Origin of the sequence: Bradyrhizobium erythrophlei, from assembly GCF_900129505.1 — a bacterium.
Taxonomy (GTDB): domain Bacteria; phylum Pseudomonadota; class Alphaproteobacteria; order Rhizobiales; family Xanthobacteraceae; genus Bradyrhizobium; species Bradyrhizobium erythrophlei_D.
In genome coordinates this window covers 8,656,678-8,678,675 of record NZ_LT670818.1, presented here as the reverse complement: position 1 = coordinate 8,678,675, position 21,998 = coordinate 8,656,678, and the positions used below count along the sequence as shown (strand labels likewise).

Annotated in this window: 18 protein-coding genes and 2 pseudogenes; 8 read left to right on the top strand and 12 right to left on the bottom strand. The window is 56.0% G+C overall.

Annotated elements, in window-relative coordinates:
• Positions 1–39 precede the first annotated feature (39 nt).
• Positions 40–1,152 carry an acyltransferase family protein gene (locus B5525_RS41070; RefSeq protein WP_172900082.1) on the top strand — a complete coding sequence of 371 codons (1,113 nt, stop codon included), beginning with the start codon at positions 40–42 and terminating at the stop codon, positions 1,150–1,152.
• 1,062 nt (positions 1,153–2,214) lie between these two features.
• Here the strand turns inward: B5525_RS41070 and B5525_RS41065 are convergent.
• The 3 genes and pseudogenes from B5525_RS41065 to B5525_RS47680 all read right to left on the bottom strand — a co-directional run.
• Positions 2,215–3,072, bottom strand: a complete 858-nt coding sequence (locus B5525_RS41065) for a DUF968 domain-containing protein (RefSeq protein ID WP_079572010.1) — start codon at positions 3,070–3,072, stop codon at positions 2,215–2,217.
• Positions 3,073–3,130: 58 nt separating this feature from the next.
• A pseudogene (locus B5525_RS47040) lies at positions 3,131–3,397 on the bottom strand (ERF family protein); the annotation flags it as partial.
• Between the two features lie 542 nt (positions 3,398–3,939).
• Positions 3,940–4,221: pseudogene (locus B5525_RS47680) on the bottom strand (YqaJ viral recombinase family protein); the annotation flags it as partial.
• A 205-nt stretch (positions 4,222–4,426) separates the two neighbouring features.
• Between B5525_RS47680 and B5525_RS41050 the strand changes: the two are divergent.
• Positions 4,427–4,666: a helix-turn-helix domain-containing protein gene (locus B5525_RS41050; protein ID WP_079572009.1), complete on the top strand. Its 240-nt coding sequence runs from the start codon at positions 4,427–4,429 to the stop codon at positions 4,664–4,666.
• A 199-nt stretch (positions 4,667–4,865) separates the two neighbouring features.
• Here the strand turns inward: B5525_RS41050 and B5525_RS41045 are convergent, their stop codons facing one another.
• From B5525_RS41045 to B5525_RS41035, 3 genes are all read right to left on the bottom strand, one after another.
• Positions 4,866–5,111 (bottom strand): hypothetical protein, encoded by a 246-nt coding sequence (locus tag B5525_RS41045; protein WP_079572007.1) that lies wholly within the window; start codon positions 5,109–5,111, stop codon positions 4,866–4,868.
• A 171-nt stretch (positions 5,112–5,282) separates the two neighbouring features.
• On the bottom strand, positions 5,283–7,034 hold the full coding sequence (locus B5525_RS41040; RefSeq protein WP_154073743.1) for a hypothetical protein: 1,752 nt from the start codon (positions 7,032–7,034) through the stop codon (positions 5,283–5,285).
• A gap of 174 nt (positions 7,035–7,208) precedes the next feature.
• Positions 7,209–8,132: a glycosyltransferase family 2 protein gene (locus tag B5525_RS41035; RefSeq protein ID WP_079572004.1), complete on the bottom strand. Its 924-nt coding sequence runs from the start codon at positions 8,130–8,132 to the stop codon at positions 7,209–7,211.
• 114 nt (positions 8,133–8,246) lie between these two features.
• Between B5525_RS41035 and B5525_RS41030 the strand changes: the two genes are divergently transcribed.
• A complete protein-coding gene (locus B5525_RS41030; protein WP_079572002.1) occupies positions 8,247–9,089 on the top strand; it encodes an SDR family oxidoreductase in 843 nt (280 codons plus the stop codon).
• Positions 9,090–9,153: 64 nt separating this feature from the next.
• On the opposite strand, the gene B5525_RS41025 is transcribed toward B5525_RS41030, so the two are convergent.
• The gene (locus B5525_RS41025; protein ID WP_079572001.1) at positions 9,154–9,420 is read right to left on the bottom strand and encodes a hypothetical protein; all 267 of its coding nucleotides are present in this window, start codon (positions 9,418–9,420) and stop codon (positions 9,154–9,156) included.
• A gap of 461 nt (positions 9,421–9,881) precedes the next feature.
• Entirely contained in the window at positions 9,882–10,160 is a 279-nt protein-coding gene (locus tag B5525_RS41015; protein WP_154073742.1) for a hypothetical protein, read from the bottom strand.
• Positions 10,161–10,768: 608 nt separating this feature from the next.
• Between B5525_RS41015 and B5525_RS41010 the strand changes: the two genes are divergently transcribed.
• Positions 10,769–13,900 (top strand): hypothetical protein, encoded by a 3,132-nt coding sequence (locus B5525_RS41010; protein ID WP_172900081.1) that lies wholly within the window; start codon positions 10,769–10,771, stop codon positions 13,898–13,900.
• A gap of 195 nt (positions 13,901–14,095) precedes the next feature.
• Positions 14,096–15,100 carry a hypothetical protein gene (locus tag B5525_RS41005; RefSeq protein WP_079571995.1) on the top strand — a complete coding sequence of 335 codons (1,005 nt, stop codon included), beginning with the start codon at positions 14,096–14,098 and terminating at the stop codon, positions 15,098–15,100.
• Positions 15,101–15,184: 84 nt separating this feature from the next.
• Here the strand turns inward: B5525_RS41005 and B5525_RS41000 are convergent, their stop codons facing one another.
• Both B5525_RS41000 and B5525_RS40995 read right to left on the bottom strand, forming a co-directional pair.
• A complete protein-coding gene (locus B5525_RS41000; protein ID WP_079571993.1) occupies positions 15,185–15,970 on the bottom strand; it encodes an ABC transporter ATP-binding protein in 786 nt (261 codons plus the stop codon).
• Between the two features lie 5 nt (positions 15,971–15,975).
• A complete protein-coding gene (locus B5525_RS40995) occupies positions 15,976–16,833 on the bottom strand; it encodes an ABC transporter permease (protein ID WP_425305242.1) in 858 nt (285 codons plus the stop codon).
• A gap of 191 nt (positions 16,834–17,024) precedes the next feature.
• On the opposite strand from B5525_RS40995, the gene glpX reads away from it, so the two are divergent.
• Positions 17,025–18,023: a class II fructose-bisphosphatase gene (gene glpX / locus B5525_RS40990; RefSeq protein WP_079571991.1), complete on the top strand. Its 999-nt coding sequence runs from the start codon at positions 17,025–17,027 to the stop codon at positions 18,021–18,023.
• A gap of 38 nt (positions 18,024–18,061) precedes the next feature.
• Here the strand turns inward: glpX and B5525_RS40985 are convergent, their stop codons facing one another.
• Together B5525_RS40985 and gmd are read right to left on the bottom strand one after the other, a co-directional pair.
• Complete coding sequence (locus B5525_RS40985) at positions 18,062–19,210, bottom strand: glycosyltransferase (protein WP_079571989.1); 1,149 nt, start codon at positions 19,208–19,210, stop codon at positions 18,062–18,064.
• Between the two features lie 109 nt (positions 19,211–19,319).
• Positions 19,320–20,411: a GDP-mannose 4,6-dehydratase gene (gene gmd / locus B5525_RS40980; RefSeq protein ID WP_079571988.1), complete on the bottom strand. Its 1,092-nt coding sequence runs from the start codon at positions 20,409–20,411 to the stop codon at positions 19,320–19,322.
• A 338-nt stretch (positions 20,412–20,749) separates the two neighbouring features.
• On the opposite strand from gmd, the gene B5525_RS40975 reads away from it, so the two are divergent.
• Positions 20,750–21,136, top strand: coding sequence for an acyltransferase family protein (locus tag B5525_RS40975; protein ID WP_154073740.1), 387 nt, complete (start codon positions 20,750–20,752; stop codon positions 21,134–21,136).
• A gap of 7 nt (positions 21,137–21,143) precedes the next feature.
• Positions 21,144–21,866 carry an acyltransferase family protein gene (locus B5525_RS40970; RefSeq protein ID WP_079571986.1) on the top strand — a complete coding sequence of 241 codons (723 nt, stop codon included), beginning with the start codon at positions 21,144–21,146 and terminating at the stop codon, positions 21,864–21,866.
• The last annotated feature ends 132 nt before the right edge of the window (positions 21,867–21,998 follow it).

The window sequence follows — 21,998 nt, the reverse complement described above, 5'->3', positions numbered from 1 at the left end:
TGCCAATCTAGTCACCCCCTTATCCGTGCAAGGCGAGACTTGAAAAAATCCGGTCAGATTCTTGGAATAAGTCGTCTGCGAGGTCTCGCGGCCCTCGTGGTGGTCTTTATGCACTGTGTGATGGTCCTGCCTGTAGACTTGTCCGCGGCCCCGTTTTACGCATCGGGCTACTATGGTGTTTCACTCTTTTTTGCGATCTCAGGATTTTTGATCACAACGAACATTCTGCGCCGTTACGGCGCCGTTGGCGCCGTTAACGTACGTGACTTCTACGTGATGAGGGCCGCGAGAATCCTGCCTAGCCTGACGCTACTTATCGTGCTGCTTTCCGCCCTTGCGATCGTCCGCTACCCGGGATTTGTCTTCGAAGAAGGGCACGATTCTTTGGGTAAGGCTATTTGGAGTGTTCTCACTCTATCGTTCAACAAGTCTGGTATGAACAGTCCACTCGGGTGGTCCGTTCTATGGTCTCTGTCAATTGAGGAAGCGTTCTACGTTCTCTATCCGGTCATTGCGATTGTTCTTCGGAAAGAACAAGTGCTGATCGGCGTGCTGCTCCTGATCATCGCGTATGGCGTTTCCGGTCGCACCACTCCGGGCAATCTCTACACATACCGGGGTTGTTTTGACCTCATCGCGATGGGCGCACTTGCCGCAATTGCAGCCCATAGGGTGTTAGCGCCGCAATGGTCGTTAGTGTGGGCGAAATGGCTCGGAGCGGTGATCACCTTATCGGCCTACTTGTTTCTGCCAGTAGCCGAACACGTTACCGTAGGTCCAAGCCTGATCGCATTAGGCGGTGTCATGATGCTGTATGCGCTCAAGGTGGAAGAGGATCGCGCGACACGGCCGGAGAGGCTCAGTCTCCTCGGAACTATCGGAGAATGCAGCTATGAGCTTTACCTGTTTCACTACTCCGTTTTTGTGCTGGTTGCTCCCGGGTTGACCGGCATATTCGGTGCAGGATCTTACATTAACGTCGCGGCCGCGCTCGTAGCGGCATTTTGTGCGGGTCTTGGCGTTCAGCGATACTTCTCTGATCCTCTTAATGCTCGTATCCGTGAGCTCTTCGTTCGTCGCGCTCCAGCGGCCGCTTCGCGCCAAACTATGGAAGTTCTTGGTCCACCAACCACAGCCGCGACGCGTCAGTGATGCAGGAACCTCACCGCGATGACGGCGCTGACCATCGCAAAGGCCAATAACCTCGCAGCTGCAGCGCCAGAGTCCGAGAGCGATTTCGGTTTTATCCACAGGAGCGTTGCACCGGCATAGGCTTGAATAGCTCTTTGGCGCGGACTCGCGTTTGTGCTTTAGCTGGAATGACGGGCAGTTCGACGAAGCGCCACGACACATAAGCCAATGTCGAAATGAGAATGATGGAGACCGCCGAAGCGACGGATATTACCGCGAAAGCGGGAATTTGCGGGGCTGCGCTATTTAGTCGATGCACGGGCGGTTTATCAACGGCAGTTCAATGGATGGAGCAGATAGAAACTATAGGATATCCTGCACCTTTTAACTCATCGAGATCACTGTGATTAATGATTTGTTGGGAAAACACAGCAAACGCCAGAACGTGGAAAATCCAGTTTTGGACTAGGTGTGCGCTTGCGCCCTCGCTCTAGTTGAGTTTGGATATTGCCGCCATTAATTGGCGAGGAGGCGGATTGGTGACCCTCGATAAAAATAGAATCCTAGGGCGACGGCGGGTTGCAAAGGGGACTGAAGACTGGCGTTATGCACTGATGTCGCGCTGCCCTGTCGATAAGAGGCAGTAGCGCGGTTGGGCACCTGCTCGCAGGGGAAGCGGCCCGGCTTAGATTCGGCGAGCGCCTAAAGGGCGGACGGGATCGACCCTGCACAGCATGTGCTAGCGACTGTTATCATCTGCGATCAGAGGGGGGCCGGAAAGGCCGATTTCCGGTCTAGCCAGACGGCTTTATTGCCTTGAGGGTTGTGCGGGTAACGTCCATCATCTTGAAAATAGATTGCGCCACTTCTGACGGCTCGTTCAAGAAGGGGGATGAGGGGATTAAGGGGTTGTTTCAGCCAGGCCGCCAAAATTGTCAGTTTCTTTCTCTTACACGGCGGCGGCGCGCGCCGTGCTGCCAATTCTGGGGGGCGCCAAATGACCCCTCAATCCCGTCATCCCCCCTGTTCGATTTCGCGTGACCGCACGAAACCCGCGAGGACACGGGCTTGTCCACCCATGCGTCATTCGATACGGCGCGTCGAAATCCAGAGCATTCGCGCCGTGGCGACGGGATCGATGGCCCGCCTTTCCCACCAGGCGGCCTCGTCGCCGAAGTTGTGGATATCACGGTGATGGGTTCGGCACAGGGGTACCGTGAATTCATCGCTGACCTTCCGCCCCATGGCGCGCGGCTGAGTGAACTTTAGATGGTGGGCGTCAGCGGGGCTTCTCGCGCAGATCAGGCATGGCTGCGATCCGACGAATTTGAGGTGCGCCTTGTCGCGCAACCGGCGCGGTTCGCTGATCGTAAGGACGCTCTTGTCGATCTTGCCGGGAGCCGGATCGGCCTGGACAGGGACCGGAGTCGCAGGGCGATCATCGATCATCGGCTCCGAGGCGACCTGGGAGGGAGCCGATGGTTCGGCGACAGGCCTGATCTTTTTGGGACGTCCCCTTGGCCGCTTGACGACACCGGTTGGTGCCGGGAGGGGCTGAGGCAGGATCGGGCCAGCTTGCACGTACGCCGGTGGATCCGTCGTCACAGCCTCTAACGACGGCTCCTGTTCGGCCATCCTAGCGGCGAAGGCCTTCTCGACCAGCCTGGCATCATCCGCTGAAAGGCGGTTCTTGGCCTTCAGGATAGAGATCGCGCGGGAGTGGACGTCATCCTTCGGCAGGGTTTCAATCTTCTCGAGCAGCTGTGCCCTGCTCGCGGCGGACTCCTCGGCGCTAAGCTTTTGCTGGACTGGCGGGTTCGCCCCGTGTTTGGAGGTGGATCGGACGGACAGGTACCCGCACAGGGGTGAGAATGGGAGTAAGGCCGGTGGCGGCAGAATTGTTTGCCACTGGCGGGTCGTTGGTGACGTCGGGCGGCACATCGAGGTCGTCCTCGCCTGCAATCCCCACGAGGGTGAACAGCGCGTAGCGCCGGGCGTAGGTCAGCGCCGCACCCATCCTGCGGGGCGCAGAGGTTTCGGATAGCTGGCAGACCGGCCAGTCCGAGGAGATCCACTCCCCCGAGGTGTGCAGCAGGACGGTCGTCAAGTTGACCGTGCCGCTGGCTCGATCGATGTCAGTGGTTTGCGCAATGGCGATCTGGTGACCGCCCAGGGCCTTTCTGACGATGTCCAGTCCACTCGACAGGGAAGCATAGCGGAAGCTTTGCGGAGCGTCCGTACGATTGTTGTAAACGATTCCCACCATCGCCTTCTCGGGGTTGGAGAGTTCGGTCTGGGCTTTCGCCAGCGCCGTTGCGATGGCGGCGACGCTTTCACTGGACCGATGCCATGCGAAACCTCCAGCTCGACCAGATCGAAACTGACGGCGCCTGATTTGGAGCGTTTGGCCCGGATGCCATGGCCCATGGCCTCCTTGGCGTCCTCCGGCATCAGCCCCTTGAGCTCGCTCTTTGCGCGCTCGTGGTCGGCGTGGGCCTCTCGGGTCTCGCAAAACAGGGCTGCAAACTCGGCCCAAGAATTGGAAGCGTTCATGTCGACGACGCGGACGGCTTCGATTCTTGGTTTCGGAGGTTCGCAATCGAACAGGGCAGGGGTTTCGCCGGTCTTGACCGCCCGCCAAAAAGCCTTTTCGGCGGCCATCAGGATTGTCTGGTAGATAGGGTCGGCTTCAACAGACAGTTCGACCCACTTGCCGCCGCCGCTGATAATGGAGAGTACTGATTTCTTGGTGCCAGCGACCAGCATGTTGTGCTGGAGCTGGGCCATGTGCTTCTCCGCTGCCGCCTCTTCCGAGAACGACCATGGCAGCATGAATTTGGCCTCGAAGACGGCGCCGGTTTCCTTGACCAGTCCATCCAGCGTGGCGGCCATCCACGGGATGGTCCGATGGATCGCATGGCGTTGGACGTCACCGATCCGGTGGCCGGAGTTGAGCTCATACCAGCGGCGGTTGAGGTCCTCGGTGACCAGACCGAGCTGGACTATCAGAACGCCCGACAGGTCGAGAGCAGCTTCGTCACCTCGTTTTTCCTTCCAAAGGCGCAGAAGCGCCTTCTCGTCCTTTCCCATGATGATCCGCGCGTCCGAGCCTCCGATGAATTGGGTGCGGTCGCGCGTTATTACGGTGGCGCGGCCGTTTCTGGGCATAGCTCCGCCGTTCACCGAATTGGTGTTGTTATTCATTGTCGCTCCTGAATTTGAGTTGGCTAATTACATCATTAATGTAATGCTACATGAAATGAAAAGTCAATAAAAATGTAAGGTTACATTAAAAATGTCGATTAGCCCGCCGCAATGTCGTGGTGCTCGCGGCCTTTTAGGGTGGTCCCAAGCGGATCTTTCAGAGGCAAGCAAAACAGCGACAAAGACCATTGCGGACTTTGAACGCGGGGCAAGGGAACCATATCCGCGTACGCTTGAAGATGTGCAGGAGGCCCTCGAAAAGGCCGGCATCGAATTCATTGATGAAAACGGTGGGGGAGCGGGTGTCCGTTTGCGCAAAGCGCAATGCTAGGCCTCAGGGTGAACCCATCCGAGCCCTACCGCGGCGCGTGAGAGCGTGATCGGCTCGCTGACCAGCGGTGAAGGCTTTCACAGCAAGATCGTGCGGGAGATCCATCAGTTTGTGGTCGAGGTAAAGCCCAATTCAGGGCTAGCAAGTCGAAGCTTGGTGGTCTTGGCCATGCGGTAGCGAAGGCCGTCAGAAACTCCTCCTAGTGCCCAGCCCAGGCGTTGCGAAGCCTGAGTTCGGCTACAACTTGCGCAAGGCTGTTTGAAAAATCAGCACCCCGATTTCTATTGATGTCGCTCGCTTGAGCATCCACGATGGCTACCCAATCATGCTCGGCAGATCGGTCAATCGTGAGTCGGAATTCGGCCGGCCACCAATCCGCTTGTCGCTGATTGATAAGGGCGATCAATTCCGCGGTTGTTCTCTTGGGCCGATTGCCGATCTTCATACGGGTTGGCACCTAAGTTTTTCATCTCCTCGAATTATAACAGGGGGGCCGCACAAACGCCAGATGGGGCCGGTCGCCGAATCGGCTGCGCGCGGTACCGCCCAATCCTCGATGTTTCAGTCTGATGGGGCGGCGTCTCGGCATTGTTGCCCAAACGAGTCGCAGACTCGCCTAGTGCAGATGCGTATGACCGGTCGATGGTCTCTCCGATAGAGGTCTTCCACCGGTGAGTGGTCGCACGAAGACCCGATAGGGGATGCCGTGGATTTCCGTCGAAAATAGCAAAACACGATTCTGGTTTGTCCATTGCCACAGCTCGTCCCAATATTCCTTAATCTTGGTGTTCATCGGGTAGGGATACGATCGGTCAGTGACGGCATCGGTGAGTACAATGACATCGCTGTCTGCAAAAAGCCGCAACGCATCTTCGCGTGAAGTGGCAAAAATGCCGTAGATGCCGTGACCGAACCGCGGATCGATGTCCAAATTCCGATGGAGCAATTCAATGCTAAACAATTTAGGCGTGGCGGCATTTTGGTAGTCAACGACACGATCCTGCGACATGCTCAGCCGGGTGAGGTTATTTTCCGCCGCATAGCTCGCGATTGTTTTGGCCAAAAGCGTGATACGTTCGAGATCGGCTCGGGCCGGGAGATGCTTCGAGGATAACCCCTTCGAAACAAAGGCGGTGAGCGCGATTGCCATTGCAAGAGCAGGGAGCATTCTCGCCCATGGCGGCGCCAGCTCCAGCCGCCCCTCGCGCGGCCAGACAGCGGCGCCGAATAGGACCAACGCGAGCAGAATTGGAACGGCGACGATTCCGCCGACCACCGGCGACTTCGACACGTTGATCGTCAGGAGAGCGACCGGAATCAGAATCGCGAGGCCAAGGGTGACGAACTCCTGCCGGAATCGACGCAGGCGGTTGAACAATTCGCTTGTCGTCACGCGGTCGTTCCAAAATGACCATCCCCCCAGTGCACCGGCCATCAAAAGCGTGAGCAGTCCGACATGCTTCTCAAGGATTGATTTCGGATAGTAGAATAGATGACCCGCGACAGTGTAGATGCCCAATTCATGAGCTCGAATGAACTTTTCTTCGCCGAGCACATGTCCTATCACGTAATAGTCGTATATCGCGGTTCTCGAGAGGAATAATCGCGCTCCGCAAATGGCCGCGATGATCGTACCTGACAATAATATGTTGCGTATGCGCCGTGCCGCCACAGCAGTTCGGTATTGCGAAGGATTCCGCCAGATCACATACGTGTTGATTGCCAACAGCGCGCCCAATACGCCGCCTATGTAAATAATCGTAAAAAAACGCGAATAGACCAACAGTATGCCGATCGCTACGACAAGGAGTGCTCGGCTCGTCCGGAGAAACGAGCGGGACCAGACAAGGAGACAGGTCCAGATGCCGTAAAGGCAAAATGCCGAAAAATCGATACGATAGTCGTAGATGCCTCCCGCGCCATTGAACAGGGTGGACAATGACAGCAGGAAGGCCATTCCGACCCAGGCGAGATCGGTGCGACCGGTGCGGGTTCGGATGACGACAAAGAATACGAATTGCAGGGCGAACAGGTAAACCAGATTGATGCTCAGGATCGCCGTGCGATTTTCTCCGCCGATGAGAGACAGCAGGGCGCCTTGCAAAACGAAAGTGGTGCCAGTGGCGCTATTGGGCTGAAGCAATTCCTCGACAAGGACGCTCGGGCCCCTGGCGTGAAACGCGCTGATCAAATCATACGTCGCCAAATAATAAGACAACTGGTCGAAATTCGAAGGATAGAACGGCGCAATGTTGCGCGCGACATGCGCAAAAAAAATAACCGCTTCTACGGCAAATAATGTGATCAGTAGCACAGTATGAATGCGGCGCTTGGCGCCGAGGTTTTCGGGCGTGATGACGTCGCTCAATTTTGTAATCTGAGTGGAACTGACGAGGGCGGCCATCAGTCAAAAATACAGCAGGGCCCAGAAGAAAGCTAGCAGGCTCGGCGCGCTAGCTTTAGCCGACGAGTTTTCCATTTGCGCAGTTCCTAAGATGTGCCTCTTACATAAAGAAGTCCGTGGAAATCCGGATCGCGGCTTCTAATATTTCAAGATCTTTAGCCGGTACATCCAATGATAGCAAAGTTGGAGAGCCAAAAATGGCATAGCTGCGCGGTAGATTTCAGGCTGCGTTGGAGTATGTCCAAGATATCTTCGGCGAAGAAGCTGCATCTCTTCCTGTCCGACATCAATCATTGCGGAGGTTTTTTGTTCTGCATGAATGCGGAAGCATCCGAGGAAACGCGGAAGCCGGACCATCTTGAACCCTGCCTGTTGTGCCCGCAACATGAAGTCCCAGTCCAGCGCGAAACGAAAGGTTTCGTCGATTGGTCCTATCTGGTCCCATACGTGGCGGCGCCAGAACATTGTCTCTTGCGGAACGTATCCAACGTAAAGGAGAGCATTGGCGTCGTGAGGCGGAAAGACCGCCCGCCCAATTTCCGATCCGTCCGAGTCGATAAATATTCGATGTCCGTACACGATATCGATGTCTGGCCGCGTCTGAAAAACATGTGCAATATAGCACAGCGTGCCCGGAAGCAGCGTGTCGTCGCTGTTCAGATAGGCCATGATGTCGCAATCGATAGCGGCTGTCTTGAAGCCGGCATTGATAGCGTTGGCTTGGCCACTGTCGGGTTCGCTACGCCAGCTGACTTGCCCACCATACGCATCCAGTAGCTCGACGGTTCCGTCTTGCGAAGCGCCGTCCTGAACATGATAAGAAAGGGCAGGGTAATTCTGCCCCAGAACGCTCGCGACGGTTGCTTCCAGATATTTGCGCTGGTTATAGCTCGGCGTTACAATTGCAATTCGGGGCGGGGGATTGGTCAGCGTCGGCAGTTCTCGAACCGAACTAAGGCGGAGGGGCTTAGGGGCATGCTGTTCAAACGACCACATCGGTGGCTGAGGCAAAAATCGCCTCAGCTGCTGGATTAGTCCGGATCTGAGGAAGGCTGCTATCATTCGGGCAAACTCTTACTGTCGGACAGGGATCAAAGCAAGGATCGGAATTGGCTTTGCGTCTGAGGGGCTTACCAAGGCGGACCGATTCCGGCGGTCACCTTGCGGGATGATGTGATGACCAGCCTAGTCATAGGCGCTACCGGAATCGTTGGTGGCTATATTGTTGACCGGCTTCTGCAAGCCGGCGAAAGGCCAATCGCATTGTCACGCTCTACGCACAGCAGTGTGACAGACGTCGAGTGGTTAAAGGGCGACCTTGCCGAGCCCGATGTCTTCGAACTGCCGCCGGTTACGACGCTCTATTGCACGGCCCACGCAGGGTTGCTCGCCAATGCGCTGCCACATTTGTACAGCCCACTGCTAACACGTGTTGTTGCTTTCACGTCGACCAGCATCGTCACAAAAATCGACTCGGATATTGCGGCTGAGCGCGAGAGCGTGCGGTTGTGGGCGGAGGCCGAGCAGAAATTGATCTCTACATGCGACAGCCTCGGCGTCGCCTGGACTGTGTTGCGCCCGACAATTATTTATGACGAGGGTCGTGATGCAAACATCACGCGATTGTCGCGGCTAATTCAGAGGCTAGGCTTCATACCGCTTGCAGGTTCAGGCACAGGTCTGCGTCAGCCGGTACATGCAGAAGATTTGGCGATCGGCGCTCTCGCTGCAGCAGCCAGTCCCGCCGCTGCCAATAAGATCTACGCAATTCCAGGCAAAGACACGATAACCTATCGCGAAATGGTTGGACGAATTTTTGACGGGTTGCACAAACCGCGCCGTATCATCCCAATCCCGCCGGCGCTGTGGCGAGCAGCGTTTTCGGTGGCCAAGCCGTTCGTCCCGAACGCGAATGTGGCGATGGGAAACCGCATGGCCAAGGATATGATTTTTGATTCCGCGCCCGCAAAGGAGGACTTCGGCTGGAACCCGAGGGAGTTCCGCCCTAAGTTCGACTGAGCACCACTCGGGCGTTTGTTGAGAGTTTCGAATGCGAACACCATATCTTTGCTAGAATTGCCGTTCAGTTTTTATAGCAACCTGTTCTGTAGCGTATCCCAAGCTCATGTTCTTTTAGTGAGTCGGGAAAATAAGGGCTGCTCAATGCGCGCTCGACAAGGCCGCATTTGACGGTCGAAAATATTGGAGTGTCACCGATTACGGCAACCACCGCGTCTTTGATCGGGCCGGTTAGAAAAAGTGCCATGATCACGCAGAAAGCGATCAACAAACCCTCTATCAATCTATCGCACCACCCCTTGTACGTAGCTGCATCGGCCGAAAATTTCATCGTGGCTCCTCGCGAGCGTCGGCGAATTTTATCAATACAACCCGGCTGCGTAAAGTCGCCTCCAGCAACAGCTCCCAATAGGGACGCCACCAACGTTCAATCCCCCCAACGACGCTCCTGCCACGCGGGAATTTAAAGACGGCGCTTGCCCAAGCGGCGCCCGATCGTGCGTCGTTCAAACCGGGTTCGACAATCGGAAGAAACCTCACGCCGACAACGAACTGACTCACTGCTGGAGGAAAATCTGAAGGAGCTGCCGAGCCACTGTCGCCCATTCGCAAGAGCCAAACGCTGTCCTTCTTAGCTTTGGCGGCGACATCGAGGTGTTCGCGCCGCGTATTCCTAAGGGTCATCGCGGCAGGCTTAGAAAGCTCAGCCTCATATGGATGCGGTGCAGCGAGCCACAGGTGGTTCAAAGTCATAAGCCGTATGTAGCGACGGAGTGCAGCCGTGGCGAGCGGTTAACCCTTAAAGCACTGCCTGATGTCTCCGAATCCCGAGCACCCTGTCAACGCCGCAAGGAAAAATAGGACGCCAAGAACGGCGATCGGTCTAGGTCCAATCCGCATGAGTACGAGCCCATACGCGGTCGCGCCAATCACGACGGCTTTCCATGCAGCGACGCCAAAGATGATGGCGCCTAGAAAATAAAGTGCCAATACGATGACGGCGCGGTCGTCGAATAAGTTCTCGTGATCTTCCGCCCATTCAACAATCGCGAGGCGTTGTTTGATGATCATTGCCCCTCCCATCGCCGCAATCATACGGCGTGAGGTCAGATAACCACATTTTCGGAGATCAATCCATGCCTCAATCGTCTCTTGGCGAGGGGGTGCTATAAGCTTGAGCGTTTTCGGAAGAGTTGTTGCGGCGCATGTGGCCGGCCGGGGATCAGAAGATCCCGGCCTGTCTCAAGGGGAATCCCGAATTGTTCAATGTATTTGCGACCGACAGGAACCCCCATCAGAACGTAGCTTGCTAGCCATACGGCGCATGATTTCCACCAAGCCAACCAAGCGACTCGCCATTACCAACGAACTGACTGCCGCACTTCAGAGGGGCAAGCTGGCCCGCGACCGAAGTCCGAAGACGGGCTGGGAAACTGTGTTATTTCAAGATTACGGGGCGCGATTCGCAAATCTGAGCTGAAACACTAGGCAGGTTCCATTGCAATTCAGTTTTTTGTGCCGGCGCCTCGCACTGCGTGCAGCCATCAAAGCCAGCCTGGAATATCCCGTCGAGTGCTGACATCCGCGACCGCCGTTTCGACCGGGTCGACAGGTCCCGGCGCCTATCGTATACGCAGGTTATGTCGCTAGAGCCGCTTGCCCTAACCTTCGCTTTACTCGTGTTCTGGATTGGACTCGGCTGGTCGGTGATCGCCGTGGCCGAGCCGGAGATGCAGCCACTAAAGGCTTTATTCCTGGCACCGGTGACAGGCGTCGCGGCAACGATGCTACCTGCCTTCTGGCTGAATATTTTAGGCCTGCCGGTTGGCAGTTTTGCGCGTCCATTGATGGTGGTCTTTTGCTGCATCATCGTGACGGCATGGATTTGGCGTCGACCGGCATGGGGGCGGCGCGAACTGATATTTATCGTTCCCGTGATCGGGGCACTTCTCATCATCGGTTTTCCAACGTTTCGGTTTGGCTTGGACTGGGTTGGAAATGCAAACGATGACTGGGCGAATTACAACCTCAGTGCCATTCGCTATTTGAAAAGCGGATTTTATCAGGAACCGTCAATTGAGGCGCTGAAAGCCGGAGCTGACTACCCTGGTTTTCTCTGGTTTTTGGACGCAGCCGAGGACTCGAGGCCTGGCTGCGACATTCTGCTTGCCTGGGTCAGCGGGCTGGTTGGCAGGAACCCGTTTTTCCTATTTATGCCGTTGATTCTGACGTTTCACAGCGCGCTCTGTCTTGCGGCTGGCGGGCTTGCGATGGCTTCGGTCAGGCAACGCTCTGCCTTGTTTGCCGCTCTTGCCCTGACTGCAATCGCGCCGTTGAGCTTGTATGCTATCCATCAGCAACTTATCGCTCAGGTTATCGGCATCGCATTTATGTGCGCGACAGCAGTACTCACCTTCGTGCCGTTCCACGAATTTAGATCCAGAGGGCGCGTTGCGCTAACGTCAGTTATTGCTGCTGCATATTGGCTAATATATCCCGAAACGGTTCCGTTTTTTGTCCTGGCTTTTTTGCTATATCATTTAGCCCATCTATGGACGAAAGATTGGGGATGGAGTGCATCTTGGATCATTCTTATTCCACCGGCGTTCGCTTGCCTGGCGCTTGGTCCGTATTCCATCAGTTTTTTCTTTTTTCTGCTCAAGCAATTTCAAAACAGTGGGATGCAAGGCGTTTTCGACGGCATTTCGATTTTTCCTTATTTCCTGGTCCCAACTGGGCTGGCTGTACTATTTGGGTTCTCTCGCCTCGGCGAGCTGATGAGCGAGCCTTGGCTTTCTCTTTCGATTGGAGCGGCATTGCTGCTTTCAATTTTCGTGGCTGCCGGAATAGTTCTTGGCCTGAGGCGGAAAAGTGCGGTCGCCTCGTACTTGGTCGTCGTCGGTCTGGCCGCTGTAATACTCGTAAAGCAACACAATGACTTCGGCGTATTCAAAGTCGCCATGTTTTCCCAAGTTTTTCTTTGGTTTTCCGTTGTTGCCGTACTGACACGCGTCCGATCGAGGGTAGGAATTGTAGCTTATTTGCTGGTTTTTTCGGCCGTCGTTTTTACTGATTTGAAATATACGCAGTCATCCCTGCATGACACGTTCGGGGGAGGCAGTTTGATTCCGGGTGCGTCGCGCAGTCATCTTTTGACCAGGGTGTTGATCAATGAGCCGGGTGGAACCTGCGACGTTAATTACGACACGGCGAACCCGCCACTGATCAAGGTCCTGGGGGCTACGCGAGGATGCAGCAAATCGTTTATCGCGCGGCCGCCTCTTTTTGGCGACCTTGCTGGTGCTGCGTTGACAAGGGTTGACAGGAATCCGCTCCACCAAAAATTGGGGATTGTAAAATTCACCGACCGCGCGGCGTCGGAGCTGAGTCCTAAGACGCTTAGTTTATCGTTCCCATACCCGCCTCTCAACGGCGTGCCGGTCGTTACTACGAGGTCTGTGGTTGAATATCCAAGGACCGTCAGCGACGCTGCCGATGAGTCGATTTTCAATGAAGTAAAAACAACATCTGATGATCCACAGTCGCGCACGAGTCGGTTGGTCTTTGTTAATTCCAGTCTCGGTAGCCATTATTACTTGCCGGATTACGGTATAACGGCTGTTTTTGAAACGGAACCGGACGCATTTTTTTCGGGAGGGAAAATAGCTGCTGTCGCTCGTTATCTCCTGTTCAGAATCGAGTCGCCGGCAAAGGTCTCGCGCCTCGTCCTGGATCTCACCGCCTCGATCCTTGCGGACGGAAAGTCAAATCTGCCGCCGGCGGTCGTCATCGGTGAGAAGGCCATCTCTGTAGGACTGCTGGGGCACGGCGCTGCCCGCGTGGTCTCGCCTCCCTTCTCTCCGCTGGTCGTTGATGGTGTTGCTTATGTTCTTCTTGACCTTGGTGCCCAGCCAAAGTTTCTCGACGTACCGCGCACCGGTTTCATGAAACTTTATGGCACGAATGTTCCGATCGATTACCGGCGAATGGTAGCTTTCGTCCGGCAGGTCCGCATCATAGATGCGAACGCTTCTGACTCGCCGGCCATCCCCAGCAGGCTGGATATGTTCCCTTCCGGTCTCGGCAACAGGAATTTGGAGTTTTCCGGTATCTACGAAGATGGGTGGCTCGGGGACGACGGCTTCATTGTGCTGTCCTCTGACCGCCCCGGGAAGGTGTTGTTCCGCGGTCTTTTCCCAAAAGGACTGGGTTTGGATAGCGTCGATCTCGCTCTGACGATAGAAGGCGGTGCGACGATCCGGAAACACCTTGAACCGGGACCGTTCGAGCTTGAGTTACCCGTGTCATCATCGGGACCAGCCCGCATCGGCTTTCGTTTTTCAGCGATCGGCCGCTTGCCGGCAGGTGACGGTCGTCCGGCGGTGGCTCTTTTGTCCTCGGTCTCCATAGAACCGGGCGGTGTTAACTCATCGGAACAACCCGTTCTGCCCAATCTCCCGAAAGTCATACGGGGCGTTGGCTTGGAGGCAGACGGCGTTTTCCTGGATGGCTGGCTGGCCCGCAGGGGCTTCGTCGTTATCAATGCTGCGCGATCGGGGAAAGTCGTTCTCCGCGGAATGGTTCCCGGCAGCATCGGTCTTGACGATCAGGAAATTAAAGTCTCAAACGGTGCAGGCGAGATGGTTCATAAGGAGCTCAAGGCGGGTCCATTTGAGATCGAGGTTCCGGTGAAGGCGGGCTATTCGAGGCTATCTATCGACTTTAACCAAGCCGCGAACCTTCCGAATGGCGACGGCAGAAACGTAGCCGCCTTGCTCCAATCCCTTACAGTGACACCTACGCCGGAATGATTGCGCTCAATGGATTATTCCCGAGTGCCTAGTTTGAAGCGCGTTGAGATCAAATCTCGATAATGTAGTAGTTCTCCGTTCGCCCCGGCGCACCTCTAGGTTACGTCCTCGAGGCAATTCCCCTGGACGGGAATGGTCTGAATAAGTAAAACACTGAATGTGTCAAGTACTATATCAAGATCGGCGCTAAATGCGATGGGGCTTACTCTTTTTACGTCGCTCCCGCCCAGCACTACGCGCATCGTCGATGGCTACGACTTCGGACCCGCATATCAGCGTGCCTGTATCGCTTCCTGGATCGCAGCCGGCTTTGACGTTGTCAGCCTTAATCCGGAGAACGAAATTGCAGAGCTTCGGAAATATGACTATCCGATCAACTATCTGATTTCGCCGAACCCACGCCCCAAGATATTCGAATTCCTGAAAGAGGCGTCACGATCCCCTTCTGATCTGACAGGGATCATCAATGCTGATTGTCTGCTGCTCAACTACCCTGCTTTTGTGCAGGGTATATTATCGGGAGCCAGAGAGGGCTTGGTGATGCTGGAGCGAGTCAATATCGATCCAAACAACCTGCTGCCAACCGGACAGACTTGTCTCGGGTTTGACGCCTTCTTCTTCAACAAGTCGCACGCGTCCCGACTAACGATCGATCCCGATCTGGCCGTTGGTCAACCTTGGTGGGACTATTGGTTTCCTATGGAATTTGTGGTTTCCGGAATTAAGTTATTGCGTCCGCAATCGCCCCTCGTCTTTCATTTGGATCATGAGCAGGGATGGTCTCAAGCGCGTTGGTTGCACTATGGACGGAAGTTTATGACGCGTTTCTCAGTCGTGGATGGAACCGGTACCTCGAGTTTTTCGGCGGGCCTGCATGAATTCTTGGGCTCGGGATCGGCTGAAAAAGATGATTTGGGCGGATTTGGCGACTGGTGCTTCAACTGGCTGCGAGACAACGCCGAATATCTCAAGGTTTCTCAAGACCCTACCGCGGCAGAGCTGTTTGGCCGGATTCTAGCTGCGATCACCAATTTCGACGGCATGCACGCAACCACACTGGCGCTTGCCCAAGCGCGCCGCGAGCTTGCACTCTTCAGAGCACAGCACGAGCTTGCAATCTCCAGAGCACAGCCGAAGCAACGAAATAGGCCGTTTCTGCTCCGATTGCTTCGAGTCCTACTGACCTCGAAACTGTATTGATCCGGGTGTTACGGAAATCCAAAAAAATAGCCGCGTGTTCCGGATCAATCGGTAACTCTGTGAATCGATCGCGCAGCCTAAAGATCACGTTGATCTAATCTCAGTCGTGTACGCATCGAGAACACTCTCGATATCGCCGTGCAATTTCACCTCGCCGCGTTCCATCCAGACAGCTTTGTTGCACCATTGCCGGCAAATATCGTTACTGTGCGACGCAAGGACCAGAATGCCTGCCTTTTCCACGAATGCCTCGATGCGGTGCTGCGCCTTCGCCAGAAAACTGGCGTCACCCGCGACGATCCACTCGTCCATTAGAACGATCTCGGGAGCGAAACATGTAGCGACCGCGAACGTCAGCCGAGTCATCATTCCTGAAGAATAAGTGCGGACCGGGATGTCGAGATAGTCGCCGAGCTCGGTGAATTCGACGATGTCTGGCAACCGCTCTTCGATCTCGCTCGTTGTCAGGCCGAGGACGAGGCCGCGGAGGCGGATATTGTCATAGCCGTTGATTTCGCCGTCAATTCCGAGGCTGATATCGAACATTGGCGAAATCCGGCCGATGGAGGACACGACCCCGCTCACGGGTTCGTAGATGCCGGCCATCGTGCGCAGCAACGTGGTTTTTCCCGCGCCGTTGGTCCCAATCAGGGCCACGCGGTCGCCAGTGCGGAAGTGAAGCGAGACATTCCTCAATGCTTCCACGGTTATGCGATGGCTGGCGTCGCTGGCGAGCTGTCCGCCGGAACTGCGGAACAGCAAGCTCTTCTTCAGCGACCGGGAACCGCCATGATAAATTGGAAACGAGACGTTGACGCGTTCGAGCGATAGTTCAGTCTCGCCGGCGGAATTTATTGAGTGGGGTGCCATCGATCTCAGACCCAATAGGAAATACGCGATCGAAACCGCGCGAAAAATGCGCCGACGATGACGGCGTTGACCAACGTGATTAGCAGAACGGCCGCATAGCTCTTGGCCGACGGCAGACTCCCGAGCAAAGGCGCACGAACGATTTCCAGCAAATGGTAGAAGGGGTTGAAGTCTGCAATATAGGCGCGGCCCCGAAGCAATTCCGGCTTCCACATGATGGGCGTTACGAAAAACACGATCTGAACCACAGAGTTAATAAGTTGCGGAACGTCGCGGAATCGTGCGGACACCATGCCGATAAGAAGCGTGATGGCTGCACCGTTCAGCAGGATGAGCAGCAGACCTGGGATTGCCAGCAGTGCCACAGTGCCTGGCCAAATTTCGAAATAAAGTAAGACGCCAAAGTAGATTATGAAATTGTGGGCGAAGATGACAAGCTTGCTCCAGCTCGACCGGTAGACGTACACCGAATAGGGTAGTCTGATTTGTTTGATGTAAGATTCGGCGCCGGTGAAAAGCGCGCCGCCCTCAATCAGAAAGCTGGACATGAGATTCCACACCAGCAGACCAACGCACAAGTACGGCAGGAAATCATGGATCGGCGTATTGAACAGCTCAGCATAGAGAACGCCGAGCACGATCACCATAATGGCCATGCTCGCGGTCAGCCAGAACGGTCCCAGCATCGAGCGACGGTAGCGCTGCAGAATATCGTTCCAGCCGAGCCGTACCCAGAGTCGCCACAAGGCGAGCCCGTAGCTGAAATCCGAGATCGCCATACTGAAGTCAAAGCCGGTTCCGCCGCGCGTCACGAGCAGTGAGCGCGGTGGGTTTCGAGGCCCGTCGTCAAGAGTAGCAGTCATAAGCAGAAAAATCCGCATTAGATTTGGCGCGTCGCGGCCCCTAGGTAACCCATTTGATCCGCGAAAGAAACTGCTCTTGGGCATTCACGGGGGCCGTGAACAGCTCCGACTGCCCGTTGCTGTGCGATGTTACACGACAAAGGGATCTGGTGGGCCAATCCGCCATTTTTTAAGCGCTGGAGAATTGAGGAATGCCGGAAATCGTTGCCGTTCCACCCCAGCAACTGCTGGAACGTATTCTCACGCTCGAAATCGTACGCGTAACGGAACGGGCGGCGGTTTCGGCTGCGCGCTTGCGAGGCCATGGCAACAAGGTCGCCGCCGACCAAGCTGCCGTAGATGCCATGCGGCGCGAACTCAACAAGATACCGATCGACGGTACCATCGTGATCGGCGAGGGCGAGCGCGATAAGGCGCCGATGCTCTTCATCGGCGAGAAAGTAGGCAATAGCAATGGGCCGAAGGTCGACATCGCCGTCGATCCGCTTGACGGCACAACCCTCTGTGCCAAGGGTATGCCGGGTGCGATCGCAACCATGGCGATGGCGGAGGGCGGCACGCTGTTGAACGCACCCGACGTCTACATGCAGAAAGTTGCGATCGGTCCCGGTTACGCCGAAGGCGTGGTGGAGCTGGACGCGCCGCCGGCCGACAATATTCGCCGCTTGGCAAGGGCGAAAGGCGTTCCGCCTTCCGCGATCACGGCGCTGGTCATGGATCGTCCGCGGCATGCCGACATTATTGCGGCTGTGCGCAGCACTGGAGCCGCCGTACGCCTGATCAGCGATGGCGACGTTGCCGGCGTCATCCACACCGCGGATCCGGAAAATAGCGGTGTCGATATCTATATGAGTACGGGTGGCGCTCCCGAGGGAGTTTTGGCGGCAGCGGCATTGCGCTGTATCGGCGGCCAGATGCAATGCCGGCTGGTGCTCGACACCGATGAGAAGCGCGAACGCGCCGCCCGAATGGGTTTAACCGACCCGCAAATGATCTTTTCGGTCGAAGATATGGTGAGGGGTGATTGCCTCTTTGCCGCCACCGGCGTCACCACTGGCGCTCTGGTGTCCGGTGTCAAATTTCGCACGCATTTCATCGAAACAGAAACCATCGTGATGCGTTCTGTGACGGGCACGGTTCGTATTATCAGGGGGCAGCACCGCCAGCTAGAAAAGTTTCACCTTGATTGAAATGCCGCGCGCTGGTCACGGCCTTGATGAGGGGGAATTCAGCGCCGCGCCGTCCCGCGATATTTCCGCGCCAGTACCGCCTCTTCGTAAATGGCGGCCATGCGTTCACGGAATACAACTTGGTCGAATTCGCTATTGGCCCGCTCCCGTCCGCCGGAGCCCAGCCTTTCGGCCAACGCCGGCTCGTCGAGAATGCGGCTCAAAGCTTGCGATAACGCCTGCGGATCGTTTGGCGCGACGGTTAACGCTTCCCGGCCATGGCGCGCAACCAGTGGAACGGTGGTTGCGAGGTGCGTGTTCACGATCGGCAAGCCCGCGGCCATGGCCTCGATCTGGACAATCCCGAACGCCTCGGCTTCGGTGACGGAGGGAAACGCAAAGACCCGCGCGGAATAAAAGAGTTGCTTGATCTCGCTGCGGGTCAGGCGCCCAGCAAAGCGGATTCGATCAGAGACGCCGAGCGTGGTGGCTAGGTGCTGCAACTCCGCGAGCAGCGGGCCTTCGCCGACGATGGTCGTGTAACCATCGATGGTTCGCATGGCGCGGACCAGCACATCGTAACCCTTGTATCCAACGAGGCGGCCGAGCGCCACAATGTGGCGCGGCTGCCGGCGCCGGAGCTCGTCCGCACTGGCCCGCTCGCTCGCATCCAGCGTGCGCCAATAGTCGAGATCCATGCCGTAGGCAAGAACGTCGCACTTTTCTGCGTGCGGCCTGAGAAACTCCGAATTGTCGATTATCGGCTGCCCGGAGACGACGATACGATCGGCACGCGCCAACACCCGGCGGATTAGGGGCGCGACCAGGCACTTGAGCAACGGATAGCCGACGATCTCGGCGTGCCAATAGACGATCAAGCCAACGTCATCGGGCAGACCCAGCAATATCGCGGCATCATTCAGCGGGAGCGGCGCGTGATGGACAACGACGTCGGCCGATGCTGCGCGGCGTACGAACGCCGGAATATATCCCGGTGCAAGGGGCGTGGAAAACAGCGTGCCCAGCGACGCAACCGCTTCGACCAGTACGCCGTCTATGGTGTATTGACGCGCAGCACCGCGACGCCGTGCACACAGGATTGAATGGCTGATGTTTTGGTCGGAGCCTTGCGCGAGGCTGGACATGACGGCTGGTATTCCGCCTTCGATGTCCGGTCGATAAATTTTGTATGCGTGAAGAATGCGCAAGTCGATGTCCGGAAACCGGCCTCGTCAGCTGAGGACGTTTATAATGGGCGGCCGCGTTCGAGGCGCCGGTCGAACCAGTTTTGCGACTCTGGCAACACGAATGAAACCCTCATTCGTGGTGATTAAAAAACCGGAAGCCATGTTTCTTCACGAGTTCATCCCGCTCTGCGAGTTTAAGATCCTCTCGCATCATCTCGCTCACAAGATCCCGGAACGAGGTTTTCGGTACCCATCCCAGCTGTCGCTTGGCCTTTGACGCGTCACCGAGCAAGGTTTCGACTTCTGCCGGCCGGAAATACCGCGCGTCGATCGCGACGATGCATTGCCCGGTCTCGGCATTGTAGCCCTTTTCGTCGACGCCCTTACCTTCCCACCGCACATTGATGCCGACTTCCTCCGCGGCATATTTGACGAAGTCGCGCACCGAGTGCTGCTCGCCGGTGGCGATCACGTAGTCCTCAGGCGTCTCTTGCTGCAGCATCAGCCACTGCATCTCGACATAGTCTCGGGCATGCCCCCAGTCGCGCTTCGCACCTAGGTTGCCGAGATGCACGCGCTCCTGAAGTCCAAGCTTGATTCTCGCCAACGCGCGCGTGATCTTCCGGGTTACGAACGTCTCGCCCCGAAGCGGCGACTCGTGGTTGAACAAGATTCCGTTGCAAGCGTAGATGCCATAAGCTTCACGGTAGTTGACAGTGATCCAGTAGGCGTAAAGCTTGGCAACGGCGTAGGGCGAGCGCGGATAGAACGCCGTTGTTTCTTTCTGCGGCGTTTCCTGGACGAGCCCGTAAAGTTCTGAGGTGGAAGCCTGATAAAACCGTGACTTCTTTTCCAATCCCAGGATACGCAAAGCTTCGAGAATGCGCAGCGGGCCGAGCGCGTCCGAATTGGCGGTGTATTCGGGCTCCTCGAACGAGACCGCGACGTGGCTTTGCGCCGCAAGATTGTAGATCTCGTCTGGCTGAACTTCCTCGACAATCCGGATGAGGCTCGACGAATCCGTCAGGTCGCCGTGGTGCAGCGTAAAGTCAAAGCCCTTGTCGTGAGGGTCGTGGTAGATGTGGTCGATGCGATCGGTATTGATCAGCGATGTCCGGCGCTTGATGCCGTGGACCGAGTATCCCTTGGTCAGGAGTAGTTCGGCAAGATAGGCGCCGTCCTGGCCGGTGACCCCGGTAATTAACGCTGTCTTTTTCGACATGAATGAGTCATCTCTTGACGTGTGAGACGTCTTCCAAGCAAGACATGACGGTGGAAAGCATCTTGAGTTGAAAGACGGAAAGTCGGCTGCTGACTGGCTTTTAGGGCATTTTGTTTTGAGAATCAATGTTGCGCCGGACCGCGGCGTGCATTGGCGCCGAACGAATCATTGGCCCGGCGAGCAGGGTTGGGTGGACTCTCCCGGGGATCCTCAGATGGTCAGAATTTCAGCGGAGCGGGACTGGCAATTTTCAATGAGGATATTGCGCCAGGCGAGCGAGATTCGGTTTGCCAGATTGGCCCGTCGCGGCTCCGGGATGGACGAAATAGGGGGATGCAGTGCGCAACGCTTACGTAGATAGATTGCGCGGCTTAGCTACGCTGATGGTAGTGCTTTCACACGCCTGCGGGTATATCCCAGCCATCTTTTATCATTTTCCCGACCAGCTCCGCGTTGCAATCATTCACAACGGCTATCATGGTGTTTTCGTTTTTTTTACGATTTCCGGTTTTCTCATCACCAATAAACTTGTCGCCGCATCGGACCATTCGGGCAGGTTCTCGATTGGCACGTTCTATCTTGACCGCGTTGGTCGCATCGCGCCATGCTTGGTTTTGATGCTGTGCGGCGCTGTTGTGGTCGCGTGCCTTGGTATCGAGCGGTTTTCAATTGACTGGGGCACGCTGCCGAAGCGGCTTTGGTACATTTTTCACATTTCGTTATAATCTGTATATGCCGACCGGTTCCCGGTTGTGGGATCCTTTATGGTCATTGTCTGTCGAGGAGGTTTTCTACCTTTGTTTTCCTGCACTCCTGTTGTTTGTCAGGAATCGGGGGATATTAATTGCAGGACTGGTTGGACTGGCAATTATCGGCCCGTTTTGGCGCGCGCAAACAGTCCAGCCATATCCTTATCTCTGCAATTTTGACGGCATCGCGCTTGGGGCAATCGTAGCGCTCGGATTGGCCATGACGAAAAGTTGGGATCAAAGCCGACCGCTACTTCGATGTCTTCGCTACGCTGGCGCTATTCTGATCGGAGCGAACTTCATATGGACACAGGACACAATCGCAAGTCTGACTTGGGGACCAACGCTGATGGGCATCGGTTCAGCAGTTTATCTGCTGGGAACGGCTCGCTCGGACGCACGACGATTTTTCGCCTTCATGCCCTTAGAAAAGCTTGGTGAATTGAGCTACGAAATTTACCTGTCGCACATGTTCGTGATTATTGCCCTTCATCCCATCTTTATGTCCTCTTTTACTAACACCGATCCCAGGATGCAGATCGCAATGGGGGACATCTGGCCTGTCCTCTTGCTGGTTGCGCTTCTCTTTGGTTCGCGGCTCATCGCTCGATTTTATTCTGAGCCGGCTAACCGATTCATAAAAAGTGGCCGATGGGAGGTGGCGCGTTCTGTTGATCAAATCGCTGAAAAGTATTCTGCGCTATGAATATAACCTTTCAGACGACGAGACGGCGACGTTGGCATTTACTGATCGCTGGGTCGTTTCCGGGCAACATCTTCGCTCACGATCGCGGGTCGCGATCTCGACAGAATGGTTTGGCAATCATGTTTGCGCGCC

Bases quoted from the DNA above. Each gene is read 5' to 3' on its own strand.
- B5525_RS41025 (WP_079572001.1), bottom strand. From the start codon at position 9,420: ATGAAATTTTCGGCCGATGCAGCTACGTACAAGGGGTGGTGCGATAGA.
- B5525_RS41030 (WP_079572002.1), top strand. From the start codon at position 8,247: ATGACCAGCCTAGTCATAGGCGCTACCGGAATCGTTGGTGGCTATATT.
- B5525_RS41035 (WP_079572004.1), bottom strand. From the start codon at position 8,132: ATGATAGCAGCCTTCCTCAGATCCGGACTAATCCAGCAGCTGAGGCGA.
- glpX (WP_079571991.1), top strand. From the start codon at position 17,025: ATGCCGGAAATCGTTGCCGTTCCACCCCAGCAACTGCTGGAACGTATT.
- B5525_RS41005 (WP_079571995.1), top strand. From the start codon at position 14,096: ATGGGGCTTACTCTTTTTACGTCGCTCCCGCCCAGCACTACGCGCATC.
- gmd (WP_079571988.1), bottom strand. From the start codon at position 20,411: ATGTCGAAAAAGACAGCGTTAATTACCGGGGTCACCGGCCAGGACGGC.
- B5525_RS41045 (WP_079572007.1), bottom strand. From the start codon at position 5,111: ATGAAGATCGGCAATCGGCCCAAGAGAACAACCGCGGAATTGATCGCC.
- B5525_RS40995 (WP_425305242.1), bottom strand. From the start codon at position 16,833: ATGACTGCTACTCTTGACGACGGGCCTCGAAACCCACCGCGCTCACTG.
- B5525_RS41050 (WP_079572009.1), top strand. From the start codon at position 4,427: ATGTCGATTAGCCCGCCGCAATGTCGTGGTGCTCGCGGCCTTTTAGGG.
- B5525_RS40970 (WP_079571986.1), top strand. From the start codon at position 21,144: ATGCCGACCGGTTCCCGGTTGTGGGATCCTTTATGGTCATTGTCTGTC.
- B5525_RS41065 (WP_079572010.1), bottom strand. From the start codon at position 3,072: ATGTGCCGCCCGACGTCACCAACGACCCGCCAGTGGCAAACAATTCTG.
- B5525_RS41015 (WP_154073742.1), bottom strand. From the start codon at position 10,160: ATGATCATCAAACAACGCCTCGCGATTGTTGAATGGGCGGAAGATCAC.
- B5525_RS41000 (WP_079571993.1), bottom strand. From the start codon at position 15,970: ATGGCACCCCACTCAATAAATTCCGCCGGCGAGACTGAACTATCGCTC.